The following is a 16,419-nucleotide window of genomic DNA, read 5'->3' as shown; positions in this document are numbered from 1 at the left end:
AAGAGCGGATGATGTCATCCGCTCTTTTGCGTTCATAGCCGTCCCACCAAAATGTCAGTAAAGATTATCGTAGAACGTCGATACCGCGTTGTGGCGCGGCGACATGGCGTTGTTTGCGGCGCTGTTCAACGGGGCGCCAGCAGTGTTGCGCGCACCCAGCGGGATCGTGACGCCCAGACGAATGGAGTCGACGTCCGTGTTGCGCCCGACCGGATCTATCGTGGTGCGCGCCAGTTCCAGCGAAATCTGTGCAGGAACCCTTGCGACCTGGTTCAGATCATAGCCGACGCCCAGACCATATGACGTGGCGTCAATATTGAGAGCATCGAAGTTCAACCGGCTGATGCCGCCAAATCCGCTGAACCCATTGCCGAAATTATAGTCGGCACCCACGCCGAAGCTGGTCGCATCCGTGTTTCCAAAGGGCGCGTCGATATCGCTGCGCATCCAGTAGCCGGCCACGGTGGTGTTTTGGGTCGGCGTATAGGCCACCGTCAGGCCGTAATCCGTCCAGTCCGATGTTGCGCCGACGACAGCACTGGCGTCTGTGCCGCCGTAGAACAGCTTGGCCTGCAATAGCTGGCCCTCATAGCCGCCGGTCAAGCCATACGACGTTGCGTTGATATCCGCGCCCAGCAGGCCGTTGCTGTCGAGGCTGGCGTATTCAAGATACGCACCGACGACCGGACCGGTCACAAACCGGTAGTTCAGCACACCGCCTGCATCGAACACGCCCATGTTGCTGCCACGATCAGGATTGGCATGGTGGAACGATCCATCCAAGTCCAGGCTGAACCCGTTCTGAAACCCCAGAGTGCCCGCGCCATCCATCGCATAACTGTTCACGTCGGGGCGGCCATTCGAGACGGAAGAATAGTCGTACCCTATCGTTGCGCTGCCTTCAAAATCCTGCGCCAGTCCGGCACCGGGCACGGCCAACAGGGCGCAAGCCAATACTCTGCCTTGTGTGATTTTCATGATGCTCACCTCAGTTTTTTATTATTATTTATGAGGGCAGTGAATCATAATGCGGTAGGAAATTTCAAGCTGTTGTTTCCATTTGTGTTTGCCCGCCCGGTTCAATGGTCGGGCAAAGCGGGCGATATGGGCGAAAACACGCGCATGGACCATCGGCGCGCACGGCGCAGCGCACAAATGAAAAAGCGCGCCAGTCTGGCGCGCTTTGACAATATCCAATCGTGTTTCAGCCGTGTCAGGCCAACATCACCATGGGGTTTTCCAGATTTTCCACGATGTGCTTTAGCAGATCGGCCCCCATCGCGCCGTCAATCACACGGTGGTCGACGCTGAGCGTGACGGACATGACGGTCGCCACAGCCAATTCGCCATCCGCGCCGACGACGGGCTTTTTCACGCCTGCGCCAACGGCCAGGATCGCGCCATGCGGTGGGTTGATGACCGCATCGAAATTGTCGATGCCGAACATGCCAAGGTTGGAGATGGCGAAACTGCCGCCCATATATTCATGCGGCGCCAGTTTGCGGTCACGGGCGCGGCCGGCCAAGTCCTTCATTTCAGCGGACAGGGCCGACAGGGATTTCATGTCGGCGTCTTTCAACACGGGCGTAAACAGCCCGCCCTCGATAGCGACCGCAACGGCCACATCCGACGGCTTGAGTTGCAGCACCCGGTCCCCCGCCCAGACGGCATTGGCCGTCGGCACGGATTGCAGGGCCAGCGCGCAGGCCTTGATGATGAAATCGTTGACGCTGAGTTTAACGCCGCGCCCTTCCAGCTGCTTGTTCAGGTCACCCCGGAATTTCAGCAGCGCGTCCAGACGGATATCGCGACGCAGGTAGAAATGCGGCACGGTCTGCTTGGCCTCGGTCAGGCGGGCGGCGATCGTCTTGCGCATGCCGTCCAGCTTGACCTCGGTATACTCGCGACCTTCGTAGATTTTGGCGACGGCATCGGCGGATTGACCCATCTTCGCCGGTTCGCTCGTGGCTGGCGCGGGGGCAGTGTCAGCCTTGGCGGCCTTGGGCGCGGGCTGGGCGCCTTCGACGTCCGCCTTGACGATACGTCCATGCGGGCCGGAGCCATTGATTTGGCTCAGGTCCAGCCCCTTGTCCGCGGCGATCCGGCGCGCGAGCGGCGAGGCGAAGATACGCTCGCCATCCTTTCCCTTGGGCGCGGCGGGTGCCTCAGTGGAAGCCTCGGCAGGCGTATCCGTCTTCGCATCCTCGCTGGGGGCCGCGTCCTTTTTCGCATCCTTGGCAGGCGCAGGGTTCGAATCGCTATCGATATCATCGACGCTTTCGCCCTCTTCCAGGAGCACGGCGATGGCGGTGTTCACCTTGACGCCTTCAGTACCGGCCTCGATCAGGATCTTGCCAATGGTGCCCTCATCCACGGCCTCGAATTCCATCGTGGCCTTGTCGGTTTCAATCTCGGCCAGCAGATCACCGGACGACACAGTGTCGCCCTCCTTGACCAGCCATTTCGCCAGCGTGCCCTCCTCCATCGTGGGGGACAGCGCGGGCATCAGAATCTCTGTCGGCATCGCTATCTCTCCTTACCGGTAGGTCACTTTATGCACTGCGTCCAAGACCTCTTTGGTCGAGGTCAGGGCCAGCTTTTCGAGGTTCGCCGCATAGGGCATCGGGACGTCCTTGCCTAGACAGTTGATCACCGGCGCGTCCAGATAGTCGAACGCGCGCTCCATAATGACCGCCGACAGGTGGTTGCCGATGGAGGCTACAGGGAAGCCCTCTTCGACGGTCACGCAGCGGTTGGTTTTCATCACCGACGCGATCACCGTGTCATAATCGATGGGGCGCAGCGTGCGCAGGTCGATCACTTCGGCGGAAATCCCATCCTCGGCCAGCTTTTCGGCTGCCTCCAGCGCGTAGGTCATACCGATGCCAAAGCTGACGATGGTCACATCTTCGCCCTCGCGCCAAATGCGCGCCTTGCCGAACGGAACAGTGAAATCATCCAGTACGGGCACATCGAATGATTTGCCGTAAAGCATTTCGTTTTCGAGAAAGATCACCGGGTTCGGGTCGCGAATGGCCGACTTCAGCAGGCCCTTGGCGTCAGAGGCCGAATAGGGCTGCACCACTTTCAGCCCCGGAATATGCGCGTACCACGCCGCATAATCCTGTGAGTGCTGCGCGCCCACGCGCGCCGCTGCGCCATTGGGGCCGCGGAACACGATGGGACAGCCCATCTGGCCGCCCGACATATACAGCGTTTTCGCCGCCGAGTTGATGATCTGGTCAATCGCCTGCATGGCGAAGTTCCACGTCATGAACTCGACGATGGGGCGCAAGCCGCCAAAGGCCGCGCCGACGCCGATCCCGGCAAAGCCATGCTCGGTGATGGGGGTGTCGATCACCCGCTTGGCGCCGAATTCCTCCAGCAGGTTTTGGGTGATCTTGTAGGCGCCCTGATATTCGGCCACCTCTTCGCCCATGATAAACACGTCACCGTCGCGGCGCATTTCCTCGGCCATGGCGGTGTTCAGCGCCTCGCGCACCGTCTGCTTTTTCGTCTCGGTGCCTTCGGGCCAGTCAGGGCTGCGGTCGGGTTCGGGCGCTGCCGCCTTGGCCGGAGCAGCCTTGGATGCAGCGGGTTCGGGCGCATCTTTCGGCTCGGATTTCGGCGCCTCGGCCTTGGCCGCGCCAATATCATCGGCGCTTTCGCCCTCTTCCAGCAGCACGGCGATGGCGGTGTTTACCTTGACGCCTTCGGTGCCGGCCTCGATCAGGATCTTGCCGATGGTACCCTCATCCACGGCCTCGAATTCCATCGTCGCCTTGTCGGTTTCAATTTCGGCGAGGATATCGCCCGAACTTACGGTGTCACCCTCTTTGACCAGCCATTTGGCCAGCGTTCCCTCTTCCATCGTGGGGCTGAGGGCGGGCATGAGAATTTCTGTTGGCATGTGTATGGCTCCTCAGGCTTTCTGCGGCACGGCGTCGGCGTAGACATCTGTCCACAGCTCGGCCTCGTCCGGCTCGGGGCTGTCCTTGGCGAATTCGGCGGATGCGTTGACGATCCTCTTGATCTCCTTGTCGATCGCTTTCAGATCCTCTTCGGTCGCGTGCTTGCCCGTCAGCAGCAGGTCACGGACATGCTCGATGCAGTCCTTTTCCTCGCGCACCTTCTGCACTTCTTCGCGGGTGCGATACTTGGCCGGGTCCGACATCGAATGGCCACGATAACGGTAGGTCTTGATCTCAAGGATATACGGCCCCTTGCCGGATCGGCAGTGCGCCACGGCCTTTTCGCCGGCTTCCTTGACGGCCAGCACGTCCATGCCATCGACCGCCTCACCGGGAATGCCGAAGGCCTCGCCGCGCGTGTAGATCTCCGGCGTCGAGGTCGAGCGTTTCTGCGACGTTCCCATCGCATAGTGATTATTCTCGATAACAAAAACGACCGGCAGTTCCCACAGGGCCGCCATGTTGAACGTCTCGTAAACCTGCCCCTGATTGGACGCGCCATCACCGAAATAAGTGAACGTCACGCGGTCATTGCCACGATACTTGTCCGAAAACGCCAGCCCCGCACCCAGCGGCACGTTGGCCCCGACAATGCCATGGCCGCCGTAGAAATGTTTTTCCTTGGAAAACATGTGCATAGAGCCGCCCTTGCCACGGCTGTAGCCATCCGCACGACCGGTCAATTCGGCCATGACGCCGTTCGGGTCCATGCCACAGGCCAGCATATGACCGTGATCGCGGTAGGTGGTGATGCGCTTGTCGCCCTCTTCGGCAGCGGCCTCGAGACCGACGACGACGGCCTCCTGACCGATGTAAAGGTGACAGAACCCCCCGATCAGGCCCATGCCGTAAAGCTGCCCTGCCTTCTCCTCGAATCGTCGGATCAGCAGCATGTCGTGATAGTATGCTTTCAGATCCTCCGCCGAAGCGTTTGATTTTCTTGCTTTCTTCTGGGCAGCCATTGGCAGATATCCCCCTGAGTGGCACATGTATCGTTTTATAGTTTAACGCTAAACTATACTTGGCACAAACGATTGCAGGCCTGTTTTGATTGCGTGCAGACCCTAAGGATAGGCATTGGCGCGTCATAAACGCAAGACGCGTTAGCGAATGACGATCTCATCGCTGCGCAGCAGTCCGATCACGGACCGCGCCTGTTCGTCCAGCAGATCGAGATCCAGATAAGTGTCTGACAGTCGGCGCGTGAGGTTTTCCATCACGGCAATATCAGTGTTAAGCAGATCCAATTGGACCTGAAGCGCGTCGGCCTCGGCCTCGATCTCGGCCCGGCTGAACAGCCCGAAATTACCCTGAACGGCGGCAAAAGTGAAATAGGTCCCCAGCGCGAACGCTATGGCGAAGTAAACGAACACGCCCAGCGCGGGTTTTTTGCGGTTTGTCACGACACTTGCCTCTTTGCGTTGGCCTCTGGCGGGCCTTTTGAGAACCCTGCCACAATCGCCACAGATTTGGAATCTCATTTTGCACGGGCAGGGTAAGCGGTCAGAGAGCGTTGCAATCTTGCGGCGCGATCGCTCAACTGCACTCGCTAAAAAATAACTGCCGATGCGCAGTTCGCGGCAACATGGCGAACTGGACACTCATGGCGTCCCCCACCAGCCGCCGCATGACGGCCTGAACCCGTGGGAGATCCGGCCCCTTGCGCGATAACGCCTGGGCGCCGGGTATGCTGCGGTGCCGTGGGTAAAGGGCGACAGGGACCACCCGCCTCATCGGCGATCGAGGTCGCAGCGCGATTTAGGGGGTCGACATTTCCGCAATCCTCGCCCGGCTTGTAATCCAGACAGAAAGAGATTTCATGCCTTCGGCGAGGATATTTTTAGCAAGAAGAACACCCCCCATTCTTCTTGCCGTCAAATATCCCGGGGGAAAGTTGAAAATTCTGTTGATTTTCAACTTGGGGGCTGGCCCCCTGTCACCGGTTTAGATCACCCACCGACCGAAGCCGCATGAATGCTATCGATGGTGGCACCAATTGCCTTGTTGAAATCGGCGTCGGTCTGATCGGCTGACAACCCTTCGGTCAATGCGCGGCTAAAGCTGGCGACGATGCCGGTGTTCTGCCCCAGGCGACTATTTGCCTCTTCCCGCGAATAGCCGCCCGACAGCGCGACAACGCGCATGACGGCGGGGTGATCGACCAGCTGCTTATAGTGGTTCGCCTTTTCGGGCAGGGTCAGCTTCAGCATCACTTCTGTGCCTTTGGGCAACGCGTCAAGATGGCGCTTGATCGTCTCGAGCAGCAGTGCCTCGGCCTCGGCCTTGTCAGCGATGGAAATGGTGACTTCCGGCTCGATGATCGGAATCAGGCCGTGGGACAAAATCTGCTGGGCGACCTCGAACTGCTGGGCGACGACCGCGTCGATCCCGCTGGGTGACGCTGCATCAATGACCGAGCGCATCTTGGTCCCGAAGACACCCGCCTTCACCGCACGTTCGCACAGCGCATCAAGGTCCGGCATCTGCTTCATCAGGCGCACGCCATCCGCTTCGTCCTCCAGCCCCTTGTCGACTTTCAGGAACGGAACGACGCCGCGCTCTTCCCACAGGTAGGTGGCCGACGGTTTGCCATCGATCTGGCGGTCCATCGTCATCTCGAACAGGATCGCGCCGATGACCTTGTCACCGTTGAAATCCGGCGCCTGCGCAATGCGCGCGCGCATGGCATGAATCATATCGAACATCTCGGCCTCACCCGAATAGGCGCTTTCGGGCACGCCATAGAGCGCCAGCGCCTTGGGGGTCGAGCCGCCCGATTGGTCAAGCGCCGCAACAAAGCCGTTCCCGGCGCGAATTTTTTCTGCTTGGGCTGCGTTCGGCATAATCTCGGCTCCGCTCATATCATGTTCACTGTTCTGCGCCTGCTTCTATTGCAGGGCCCTTGCGCTTGCAATTATGGTCGCGCTAACGACCTGACCCCTTGAGCGCCGCGACGCCGGGCAGGTCCTTGCCCTCCATCCATTCCAGAAACGCGCCGCCGGCGGTCGAGATGTAGGTGAAATCCTCGGCGACGCCTGCGCGGTTCAGCGCGGCGACAGTATCACCACCGCCGGCGACGGAAATCAGCTCGCCAGCTTTTGTGCGCTGTGCCGCGTGGCGTGCGGCAGAAACGGTGGCCGCGTCGAATGGCGCGATCTCGAACGCTCCCAGCGGGCCGTTCCAGATCAGCGTCTTCGCACCGTCCAAAGCCTGCGCCACGCGCGCGACGCTCTGCGGGCCTGCATCAAGGATCATCGCGTCATCCGGGCACAGATGCACTGCCAGCGTCTCGTGAGGGGCGTTTTCGGCAAATTCGCGCGCCACGACGATATCTGCGGGCAGAATGATCTCGCAGCCTTTGTCGGCGGCCTTGGTCATAATCTGGCGCGCGGTTTTCGCCATGTCATGTTCGCACAGGGATTTTCCCACATGCAAACCCTGCGCGGCAAGGAACGTGTTGGCCATGCCGCCGCCAATCACCAGACTGTCGACCTGTTCGACCAGATTGCTGAGCAGGTCGAGTTTCGTCGACACCTTGGCGCCGCCGACCACGGCAACGACGGGCCGATTTGGCGTGCCAAGCGCGGCCTCCAGCGCCTGCAATTCGGCCTGCATCAGCCGCCCTGCACAGGATGGCATCAGCTGCGCAATAGCAGCCGTGCTGGCATGGGCACGGTGCGCGGCAGAAAACGCATCGTTGCAATAGATGTCGCCCAATGCCGCGAGGCGGGCGGCGAAATCGGGGTCGTTCGCCTCTTCGCCGGGATAAAAGCGGATGTTTTCCAGCAGCAGGACATCCGCAGCCTCCGCCTCGGCGGTCAGGTTTTCGGCGCCGTCCAGCGTTTCGATCAGGCGCACGCTGTGGCCCAGCGCCGCCTCCAGGGTCGGCAGCAGGACACGCAGCGACAGGTCCAGCACCACCTTGCCTTTGGGTCGGCCAAAATGTGCGATCAGGATCGGCTTGCCGCCCTGTTCCAGAATGTCGTGCACCGTCGGCACGATCCGCTCGATCCGCGTGGCATCGGTGACGCGCCCGGCCTCGACCGGGACGTTGATATCGACGCGCGTCAGCACGCGCTTGCCGCTCAGATCCATATCGTCGAGGGTTTTCCAGCTCATCCGCCCATATCCTTGCCGTATCATCTACCGCGCATGTCTTGGCGTCTGGGCGCGCATGCGTCAAGGTCGGGCGCTTGGCAATCGCGCCCCGAGCGCCTAGATATTCACCCAATGCCCATCAAAAGGAGGCCCACATGGCCGAGATCAAAGATCCTGAAAACACCATCCTGATCGAGCTGAAAGACGGCACCGTCGCGATCGAGCTTCTGCCCGACGTCGCGCCAGACCATTGCGCGCGGATGAAGGAACTGGCCCGCAGCGGCGCCTATGACAACGTGGCCTTTCACCGGGTAATCGACGGCTTCATGGCGCAGACCGGCGACGTGGCCAACGCCAACATGGAAAAGGATTACAACCCGCGCGCCGCCGGCACCGGCGGCAGCGACCTGCCGAACCTGAAGGCCGAATTCTCCAAGATCCCGCATGATCGCGGCGCTCTGGGCGCGGCGCGCAGCGCCAACCCCGACAGCGCGAACAGCCAGTTTTTCATCAGCTTCAAGGACAACCATTTCCTGAACGGTCAATACACCGTCTATGGCCGCGTCATTCAAGGGATGGAGCATGTCGACGCCATCGCCAAGGGCGAGCCGCCCGCGAACCCCGACCGCATGATCAGCGTCAAGGTGGCCGCGGATGCGTAACGTTCTGGCCATCGCAATGATCCTGGCCGCCGCACCCGCGCTGGCGACCGATCTGAAAATCGATGTTGCGGGCGAGGCGAACGGCACCATCACAATCGAGTTGTTCGACGACGTCGCGCCCGTCCATGTAGAACGCATCACCACGCTGGCCAGACAGGGCGCCTATGACGGCGTGGTGTTTCATCGCGTGATCGACGGCTTCATGGCGCAGACCGGCGATGTGCAATACGGCAAGACGGACGGTGGCGATATGAGCCTCGCCGGTTCGGGTGGCTCGGACCTGCCCGACCTCAAGGCCGAATTCTCGGACCGTCCGTTCGAGGCCGGCACCGTCGGCATGGCGCGCAGCGCCAGCCCCGATAGCGCCAACAGCCAGTTTTTCATCAACTTTGCACCTGCGGGCCACCTGAATGGAGACTACACCGTAGTTGGCAAGGTCACGGAAGGTATGGAGGTGCTGAACGCGATCAAGCGTGGCACGGGCGGCAATGGCGCCGTCGTCGGCCAGCCCGATGTGATGACCTCCGTGACCGTTGTCGAATAAGCTTGGCACCACATAAACACGCCACGGGCCATGAGCCGCTGAACACGCTCAAGCCCGTGGCAACAGACATCTGGCTGATCGACGGGCCTGCCGTGCGATTTTACGGGATGCCCTATTCGACACGCTGCACCGTGGTGAAGCTGGCCAATGGCGACCTGTGGGTTCATTCGCCCACATTGCTGACAGAGGGGCTGCGCGCTGAATTGCAGGCGCTGGGGCCGGTGCGCTATCTGATTGCGCCAAACTGGCTGCACTATGTGAACGTGGGGGACTGGCAACAGGCCTGTCCCGATGCTTTATCCTATGCGGCACCCGGCGTAGCCGACCGTGCGGCAAAAAAGGGGCTGACGCTCAGGTTCGATCATGATTTGGGACAAACGGCAGAATCCCCTTGGGCCGATCAAATCGACCAGATGATCGTTCAGGGCAGCAAGCAGCACCGCGAAGCCGTCTTCTTTCACCGCGCCTCCTCTACCCTTATCCTCACTGATCTGATCGAAAACTTCGAAACTGCGAAACTACCGGTCTGGATGCGCCCGCTGGTCTGGCTGGCCGGGATCGACGACAGCGATGGCAAGATGCCGCCCGACATGCGCCTGACCTTCCGCAAGACGGCGCTGGCCGAATCGGTCGAGGCGATGATCGGATGGGATCCGCAGCGCATGATTCTGGCGCATGGCCGCTGGTATCGCCAAGATGCCGTGGCCGAGCTGCGCCGCGCCTTCCGCCGGATCCTGCGCGATCGCGAATGGACAGCCGCCATGGACCGGATGAGGGCTGACGATCGCAATGGCAACGGTTGATACATCAATAGCAGGTCGAAGCCGAAGCCCGACAGTCAGGCCGCCTCCGGCGGGAGTATTTTTAGCCTGCATTCCCCAAGTGGCGTGTCGTTTGAGGTGAAGATCGCCTGTATCCGAGCGCTAGACAAGGATTTTCTGCCGCAAGCGGCACCTGCGGTCGCGCAGACTGCTGGATCTGGACGGATCAGACCGCGAAGCCGCTGTTTCCTTGCCCAGGGGCGGCGTTTTTCAGCGCAGCGGACAGATCTGTCCAGCCGCTTTCGTTCAGTTTGAGCGTGGATCGCGATCATGCGCATAGCGGTGGCGCTCGCAATCGGCGGATAGCGGCGAGGATGGCGCGTACCATCGTGCCGGTGACAGCGACCTCGGCCAGCTGGAAGGTGATGGTGCGGGCGTGACGGACCACACGTGCCCCGATCTTGATCAGCTTCAGTTGCAGGCTGGTCAACGACCAGTCGGCCATGGCCTCGGGCAGCTCGATGCAGCGCAAGAAGGTGGCCAGGTTGTACGCCAGGGCGTGCAGTTGCAGCCGCACCTCATTGTCGCGGAACTTCCGGCACGACAGCCGCGTCCAGCGAAAGGCGTATTTGCCCTCTTTGATGTGCTGCTCGGCGGTGCCGCGCTGGTTGTAGAACCGCACCACCCAGTCCGGCTCCATCGGCAGGTTGGTGACGATGAAGCCGACACGCGGGAACAGTTCGCCCGGATGCCATTCGATCTTGGCGATCACCCGGCGTTCCTTGTCCCAGGACGCCGCCTGATACTCGAATTCCTCGAAGAACCGCTTGACCTTGGTCAGTGACGGCCCAAGGTCGCGCTCCGCGTAGCGCGCAATGACGGGGTCGAGAACATCACGCCAGCCATCGGCGCTGTGGACGTTGCCATGGCGCAGGGCGCAGCGTTCCAGCATCCCGAACTGGTTGAACAGAAAGTTGGGGTGATAGCAGCTACAGTCGAAATGGCCATTCCAGGCGGACCCTTCCTGGTCGCCATGGGTCGGGCTGACCGAGCTGTCCATGTCCAGAACGATGTACTTCAGCCCGTTACGGTCATGGAACCGGTCGATCCATTGCCCGTTCAGGTCGGCCAGCGCGGCACGGTTCCCGGCCAGAGCCAGCGTCTCGGTCTCGAACCGTCCCATCTGCGATGCCGAGGCCGCTTGTGCATCGACCGCTCTGCCGCCGACAACTTGGCGCATGACCGGATCGCAGGCGAGACGGTTGGCGTCGTTGACATCCTCGTATCCGGCCAGCCGCCCAAAGACTGATTGCCGGAACAGGCCGTCGAGCCGATGGACCGTGTTCTTGCCAGAGCGAGTATCGCGCAGCGCCGCTGACGCCAAATCGGACAACCCGAGCGCGTCATCAAGCTCGCGCATCACCAGAAGGCCGCCGTCGGAACTGAGCTGCGTGCCGCGAAATTCCAGCCGCACGCGAGGGTCGAAATCCACCCGATCTGCCCGTTGCAAGCCCGCACCCTCTGGGTGATCCATGAAACGCGCCCCTCGCAGCCTTCAACACCATGTTTTATATAGGAAATATAATGGTCAGGACAGCGAAATCAGCGCCTTACTTGGGAAATGTGGGTTTAGAACGATGAAAGCCGCCTTGGTTTTTTCTTGGTTCAAATACCCAAATCCCGCCCTCACCACCGGGCAAGAAGGCCTGCCAGCCGGGCGCGGCCGTCTATCGAATCCAGATTTCGACCCGGCGATTTGCGCGGCGCCCCCATTCGCTGTCATCACAGGCCATCGGCATGGCCTCGCCAAAGGTTTCGACATCCATCTCTAGCCGGTCCAGTTGCGCGGTTTCCGCAGTCTGCACAACGGCGTTTCGAACAGCATCGGCGCGGCGTAATGCGATGGCATTATTGGCCGATGCCAGCCCTTCTCCATCGGAAAAACCGACAAAGACCAGTTGTCGCCCATCGTAAAACCCGCTTTCCAGCGCGCGGGCCAGACTATCGACGTTCGAGCGTGATTGCGGGTCCAGCCGGATCGATCCCGGCTCGAACCGGAAGGTGGTGGTCAGGCGTTTCAGCGGGCCGAGCACCCGGACCATGCGTTGCAGATCGGCCAGCGTCACGTCCCCGCCCGCCCGCAGCACCGCATTGGCAAAGCGGTCGCCCTGCGCGTCGATCTCGATCTCCTCGGGTAGCTGGTCGACAAACCCCGCGCGCCGGATGACCAGTTGCGCTGCAGATTCCCGGGTAAAGACCAGAAATTCGCGCACCAGCCTGGGCAGGCGATAGGACGGCAGGTAAAGGAACATGGGCGCCGTCAGGGGGTAATCCTCGGTCTTGACGGCGCGGCGCGTGGCCTGCATCGCAAAACCGCAGGCACCTGTCAGCGCCAATTCGAATGTCGGCCCCATTTCCGAGCGGCTGCCGATTCCCAGCGCAAGGGGGTCTTGCGATACCGCTTGCGACAGCCCCTCGCCCGTTGCGTGCCGGATGGCGCCCGCTGCAAAACCCTGCGCGCCGCCGATCAGCATCTGCCGCTCGGTCACCTGCCCCAGCCCCGTATCCGGGTCGTGCAGATGGACCGCGATGGGCGCATCGGCGCCGCCCAGTTCGGCCCAATTGGTAATTTCACCTGACAGCACTTTGACAAGTTGCGGGGTCGTAATGGTCGTTACCGGATTGCCTGCGGATACCAGCGGCACCAGCGCATCCAGTGCCAGAACGCGACTGCGCCGCGCGTCGCGCAGATCGCCCAGCCCCGCCTCGCGGCCACGGATCGCCTCGCTTCGGGTGACTTCGCGCAGGGACATGACCATTTCCGCCTCGCCCGCCAGCAGATCGGCAAAGCCTTCGTCGGTATTGGTCAGGCGCACGTGAAACCTGCCACGCGGCTGTCCGCCACCCGGGTCGCTCAACGTATAGGTCATGGCGATGTCAGAGGTGGGCTGGCGCGACAGTTCCAGCCCCTGGCGCAGGGCGAATGCCTCGATCAGGGCCGGCATCAGGACGCGGCCGATGGTGGGAGCGCCGGACAGTGTGACATTTGCGACATAGGCCTTCAGGTCCGGGCATTCGGACCCCTCGCACAGCACGCCCGACCCATCGACAGTCAATTCCCCATAGATCGTATCGACCCGGTAGAATTCGCCGTCAAAGCCCAGAAGGTTGCCTGAAATCTCGATGTCGCCGGCGCGCGACGTCAGCGTGACGTCCTGCGCCGCGACGGGCAGGCCAGCGCAAATCATGATAAGTGCGGCGAGGGTCGCCGCACGCAGAATTGCCATCAGGGGACCTCGGACGCTGAAATTCAGTTGCGCGCGATGGTGAGGTCATTCAGCAGGTTTTTCAACACCAGAAAGCCCGCCACTGCGTCACATGCGGGAATTGCGCCCCGATATCACGGGCGCAAATAGGCTGCGCTACCGTGGCATCGACCGGAAAGGCGTCGGCCCGTCATGTTTGTTCAAACGTGGGAAAGGTATAAATCTCGGCCATCAGCGCCTCGGAATCGCACGGCACACACCTTGGCACTGGCCGTGCAAGACCCCTAAAGTCATCCGGGCCGCCCCTTACGGCGACCCGATGACGACAATACGCTGGCGAGGATCAGGCAAGGCGCCCGTGGCAATGCTTGAACTTCAGGCCTGAACCGCAGGGGCAGGCCGTATTGCGGCCCGGATTGCCCCATGTCGACTGATCACTCTCATCAAAGCCCTCAAGCGCGGCCTTCTGCGTGGTCTCGGCTTTCTGAGGGCCATCCTCGCGCGGGGTCGCCGCCTCGGTCTGGGCCTCCAGCGCCGCGCGCTCCTCCAGCATCCGTTCCAGCATGGCCTGCTGATCGGCCTGCGGCATCGGCTGCACCTGTGCCAGCTTGCGGGTGACGTCCTGACGCAGGGTGTCCAGCATCGTCTCGAACAGCTGAAACGCCTCGTTCTTGTATTCGTTCAGCGGGTCACGCTGCGCATAACCGCGGAATCCGACGACGCTGCGCAGATGTTCCAGCATCAGCAGGTGGTCGCGCCATTTGCCGTCGATGGTCTGAAGCAGAAGCTGCTTTTCCACCAGACGCATGTTGGCCGGTCCGAACGCGACGGCCTTTTTCGCCATCATCTCGTTCGCGTGCTTTTCAATGCGCTCGCTGATCTGCTCGTCATCGACGCCTTCTTCGTCTGCCCATGCCTGCACCGGCAGGTCCATGTTCAGCGCGTCGATGACGGCGTCGTGCATGCCGTCCATGTCCCACTGATCGGCGTAGGTCTTGGGCGGCATGTACTGATCGACCAGATCGTCGATCACTTCGCCGCGCATGTCCTTGACGATATCGCTGAGGTCGGCGGCGCGCATGATGTCGAGGCGCTGCTTGAAGATCACCTTGCGCTGCTCGTTCATCACGTCGTCGAATTTCAGCAGCTGCTTGCGGATGTCAAAGTTGCGCCCCTCGACCTTGGCCTGCGCGCGTTCCAGCGATTTGTTCACCCACGGGTGAATGATCGCCTCGTCCTCTTTCATGCCAAGGCCCGACAGAACCTTTTCCAGACGCTCCGAGCCGAAGATACGCATCAGGTCATCGTCCAGCGACAGGAAGAACGAGGATTGCCCCGGATCACCCTGACGGCCCGAGCGGCCGCGCAGCTGGTTGTCGATGCGGCGGCTTTCGTGGCGTTCGGTGGCGAGGACAAAGAGGCCCCCGGCGTCCTTGACCGCCTGCTCTTCGGTCTTGTGGCCCTCTTCGATCCGGGTGCGGATCTCGGCGGGATCGCCGTCGGGATCGGCATTGATCGCCTCAAGGATCTTGATGTCGATATTGCCGCCCAGCTTGATGTCGGTGCCGCGCCCGGCCATGTTGGTGGCGATGGTAACGGCGCCCAGTTTTCCGGCGTCGCCGACGATCTGCGCCTCTTTTTCGTGCTGGCGCGCGTTCAGGACGTTGTGAGTGATGCCCGCATCGGTCAGCATCTGGCTGAGCATTTCCGATTTCTCGATAGATGTGGTGCCGACCAGCGTCGGCTGGCCTTTCTCACTTGCCACCTTGATCTCTTCGATCACGGCCTTGTATTTTTCGGCGGTGGTGCGGAACACCGCGTCGTCCTTGTCGACACGGGCGATAGGGCGGTTCGTCGGCACTTCGACCACGCCAAGGCCGTAGATCTCGGCGAATTCCTCGGCCTCGGTCGAGGCGGTGCCGGTCATGCCCGCCAATTTGTCATAGAGCCGGAAATAGTTCTGGAACGTCACCTGCGCCAGCGTCACGTTTTCGGGCTGGATATTCGCGCCTTCCTTGGCCTCGATGGCCTGATGCAGGCCGTCGGACAGGCGGCGGCCCGCCATCATGCGCCCGGTGAATTCGTCGATCAGCACGACCTCGCCATTGCGAACGATGTAATCCTTGTCTTTCAGGAACAGCTTGTGCGCGCGCAGACCCTGATTGACGTGATGCACGATTGTCGTGCTTTCGGGGTCATACAGCGACTGGTCCTCGGGCAGGATTCCGCGTTCGACCAGCAGGGTTTCCAGAAATTCGTTGCCCTCGTCGGTAAAGGTGCAGCTGCGCGCCTTTTCGTCGATCTTGTAATGCTCTTCTTTCAGCTCGGGGATCAGCTTGTCGATGGACAGGTACAGGTCACTGCGGTCCTGCGCGGGGCCGGAAATAATCAGCGGCGTGCGCGCCTCGTCGATCAGGATGCTGTCGACCTCGTCCACGATGGCAAAGTTATGGCCGCGCTGGCTCATCTGGGTCAGCTCGGATTTCATGTTGTCGCGCAGATAGTCAAAGCCCAGCTCGTTATTCGTGGCATAGGTCACGTCGCAGGCATAGGCGCGCTGCTTCTCGTCCTCGGGCTGCTGCGGATAGACAACGCCGGTGGTCATGCCGAGCGCGCCGAAAACGGCGCTCATCCATTCGGCGTCACGCTTGGCCAGGTAGTCGTTGACCGTGACGATATGTACGCCGTCACCGGTCAGCGCATTCAGATAGGCCGGGAAGGTGGCGACCAGCGTCTTGCCCTCGCCGGTCTTCATCTCGGAAATGTTACCCTGATGCATGAAGATTCCGCCCATCAGCTGCACATCGAAGGCGCGCAGCCCCAGCGACCGGCGCGCCGCCTCGCGGCAGTTGGCAAAGGCCTCGGGCAGCAGCGCATCCAGCGACTCGCCGTTCTGTGCCCGCTGGCGCAGCTCGTTCGTCCTGGCGATGATGCCAGCGTCGTCCAGCGCCTGTATGTCGGGCTCCAGTGCGTTGATCTTGTCGATCAGCGGGCGCGTTGCCTTGACCTTGCGGTCGTTCGGCGTACCGAAAACCTTACGGGCGACCGTTCGAATACCCAGCATGTTCAATCTCAATCCCGTTTGTGATCAGCTCTGCGCGTGGCGATGCCTTGTCC

General features: G+C 61.3%; 13 protein-coding genes. 3 read left to right on the top strand and 10 right to left on the bottom strand.

Translation table 11 applies throughout. The annotated features are described in order from the left end of the window. Positions 1 to 54: 54 nt before the first annotated feature. The 7 genes from FGD77_RS07495 to pgk form a co-directional block, all read right to left on the bottom strand. Positions 55 to 978 (bottom strand): porin, encoded by a 924-nt coding sequence (locus tag FGD77_RS07495; RefSeq protein ID WP_255008098.1) that lies wholly within the window; start codon positions 976 to 978, stop codon positions 55 to 57. Between the two features lie 235 nt (positions 979 to 1,213). Continuing rightward, positions 1,214 to 2,524 (bottom strand): pyruvate dehydrogenase complex dihydrolipoamide acetyltransferase, encoded by a 1,311-nt coding sequence (locus FGD77_RS07490; protein ID WP_255008095.1) that lies wholly within the window; start codon positions 2,522 to 2,524, stop codon positions 1,214 to 1,216. 12 nt (positions 2,525 to 2,536) lie between these two features. Further along, positions 2,537 to 3,910 (bottom strand): pyruvate dehydrogenase complex E1 component subunit beta, encoded by a 1,374-nt coding sequence (locus FGD77_RS07485; protein ID WP_255008092.1) that lies wholly within the window; start codon positions 3,908 to 3,910, stop codon positions 2,537 to 2,539. Between the two features lie 12 nt (positions 3,911 to 3,922). Then, a complete protein-coding gene (gene pdhA, locus FGD77_RS07480) occupies positions 3,923 to 4,933 on the bottom strand; it encodes a pyruvate dehydrogenase (acetyl-transferring) E1 component subunit alpha (RefSeq protein WP_255008090.1) in 1,011 nt (336 codons plus the stop codon). 141 nt (positions 4,934 to 5,074) lie between these two features. Continuing rightward, on the bottom strand, positions 5,075 to 5,374 hold the full coding sequence (locus FGD77_RS07475; protein WP_255008088.1) for a septum formation initiator family protein: 300 nt from the start codon (positions 5,372 to 5,374) through the stop codon (positions 5,075 to 5,077). A gap of 546 nt (positions 5,375 to 5,920) precedes the next feature. Continuing rightward, positions 5,921 to 6,814 carry a fructose bisphosphate aldolase gene (locus tag FGD77_RS07470; RefSeq protein WP_255008086.1) on the bottom strand — a complete coding sequence of 298 codons (894 nt, stop codon included), beginning with the start codon at positions 6,812 to 6,814 and terminating at the stop codon, positions 5,921 to 5,923. 82 nt (positions 6,815 to 6,896) lie between these two features. Beyond that, entirely contained in the window at positions 6,897 to 8,090 is a 1,194-nt protein-coding gene (pgk, locus tag FGD77_RS07465; RefSeq protein WP_255008084.1) for a phosphoglycerate kinase, read from the bottom strand. Positions 8,091 to 8,224: 134 nt separating this feature from the next. Here pgk and FGD77_RS07460 point away from each other — a divergent pair, with 134 nt between their 5' ends. The 3 genes from FGD77_RS07460 to FGD77_RS07450 are packed head-to-tail and all read left to right on the top strand — an operon-like array spanning position 8,225 to position 10,078. After that, on the top strand, positions 8,225 to 8,731 hold the full coding sequence (locus FGD77_RS07460; RefSeq protein ID WP_255008082.1) for a peptidylprolyl isomerase: 507 nt from the start codon (positions 8,225 to 8,227) through the stop codon (positions 8,729 to 8,731). Then, positions 8,724 to 9,275, top strand: coding sequence for a peptidylprolyl isomerase (locus FGD77_RS07455; protein ID WP_255008080.1), 552 nt, complete (start codon positions 8,724 to 8,726; stop codon positions 9,273 to 9,275). Before FGD77_RS07460 ends, FGD77_RS07455 begins: the two co-directional genes overlap by 8 nt. A 2-nt stretch (positions 9,276 to 9,277) precedes the next feature. Then, positions 9,278 to 10,078 (top strand): DUF4336 domain-containing protein, encoded by an 801-nt coding sequence (locus FGD77_RS07450; protein WP_255008078.1) that lies wholly within the window; start codon positions 9,278 to 9,280, stop codon positions 10,076 to 10,078. A 286-nt stretch (positions 10,079 to 10,364) separates the two neighbouring features. Here the strand turns inward: FGD77_RS07450 and FGD77_RS07445 are convergent, their stop codons facing one another. The 3 genes from FGD77_RS07445 to secA all read right to left on the bottom strand — a co-directional run bounded on the left by FGD77_RS07445 (position 10,365) and on the right by secA (position 16,366). After that, positions 10,365 to 11,570, bottom strand: coding sequence for a transposase (locus FGD77_RS07445; protein ID WP_255008076.1), 1,206 nt, complete (start codon positions 11,568 to 11,570; stop codon positions 10,365 to 10,367). A 193-nt stretch (positions 11,571 to 11,763) separates the two neighbouring features. Beyond that, positions 11,764 to 13,323, bottom strand: a complete 1,560-nt coding sequence (locus tag FGD77_RS07440) for a substrate-binding domain-containing protein (RefSeq protein ID WP_255008074.1) — start codon at positions 13,321 to 13,323, stop codon at positions 11,764 to 11,766. A gap of 322 nt (positions 13,324 to 13,645) precedes the next feature. Continuing rightward, positions 13,646 to 16,366, bottom strand: coding sequence for a preprotein translocase subunit SecA (secA, locus tag FGD77_RS07435; RefSeq protein WP_255008072.1), 2,721 nt, complete (start codon positions 16,364 to 16,366; stop codon positions 13,646 to 13,648). Positions 16,367 to 16,419 lie beyond the last annotated feature (53 nt).

Source organism: Roseovarius sp. M141 (assembly GCF_024355225.1).
In the GTDB taxonomy this organism is placed as follows: domain Bacteria; phylum Pseudomonadota; class Alphaproteobacteria; order Rhodobacterales; family Rhodobacteraceae; genus Roseovarius.
The sequence above is the reverse complement of the archived record's forward strand: the minus strand, read 5'-3'. Positions and strand labels throughout refer to the sequence as shown.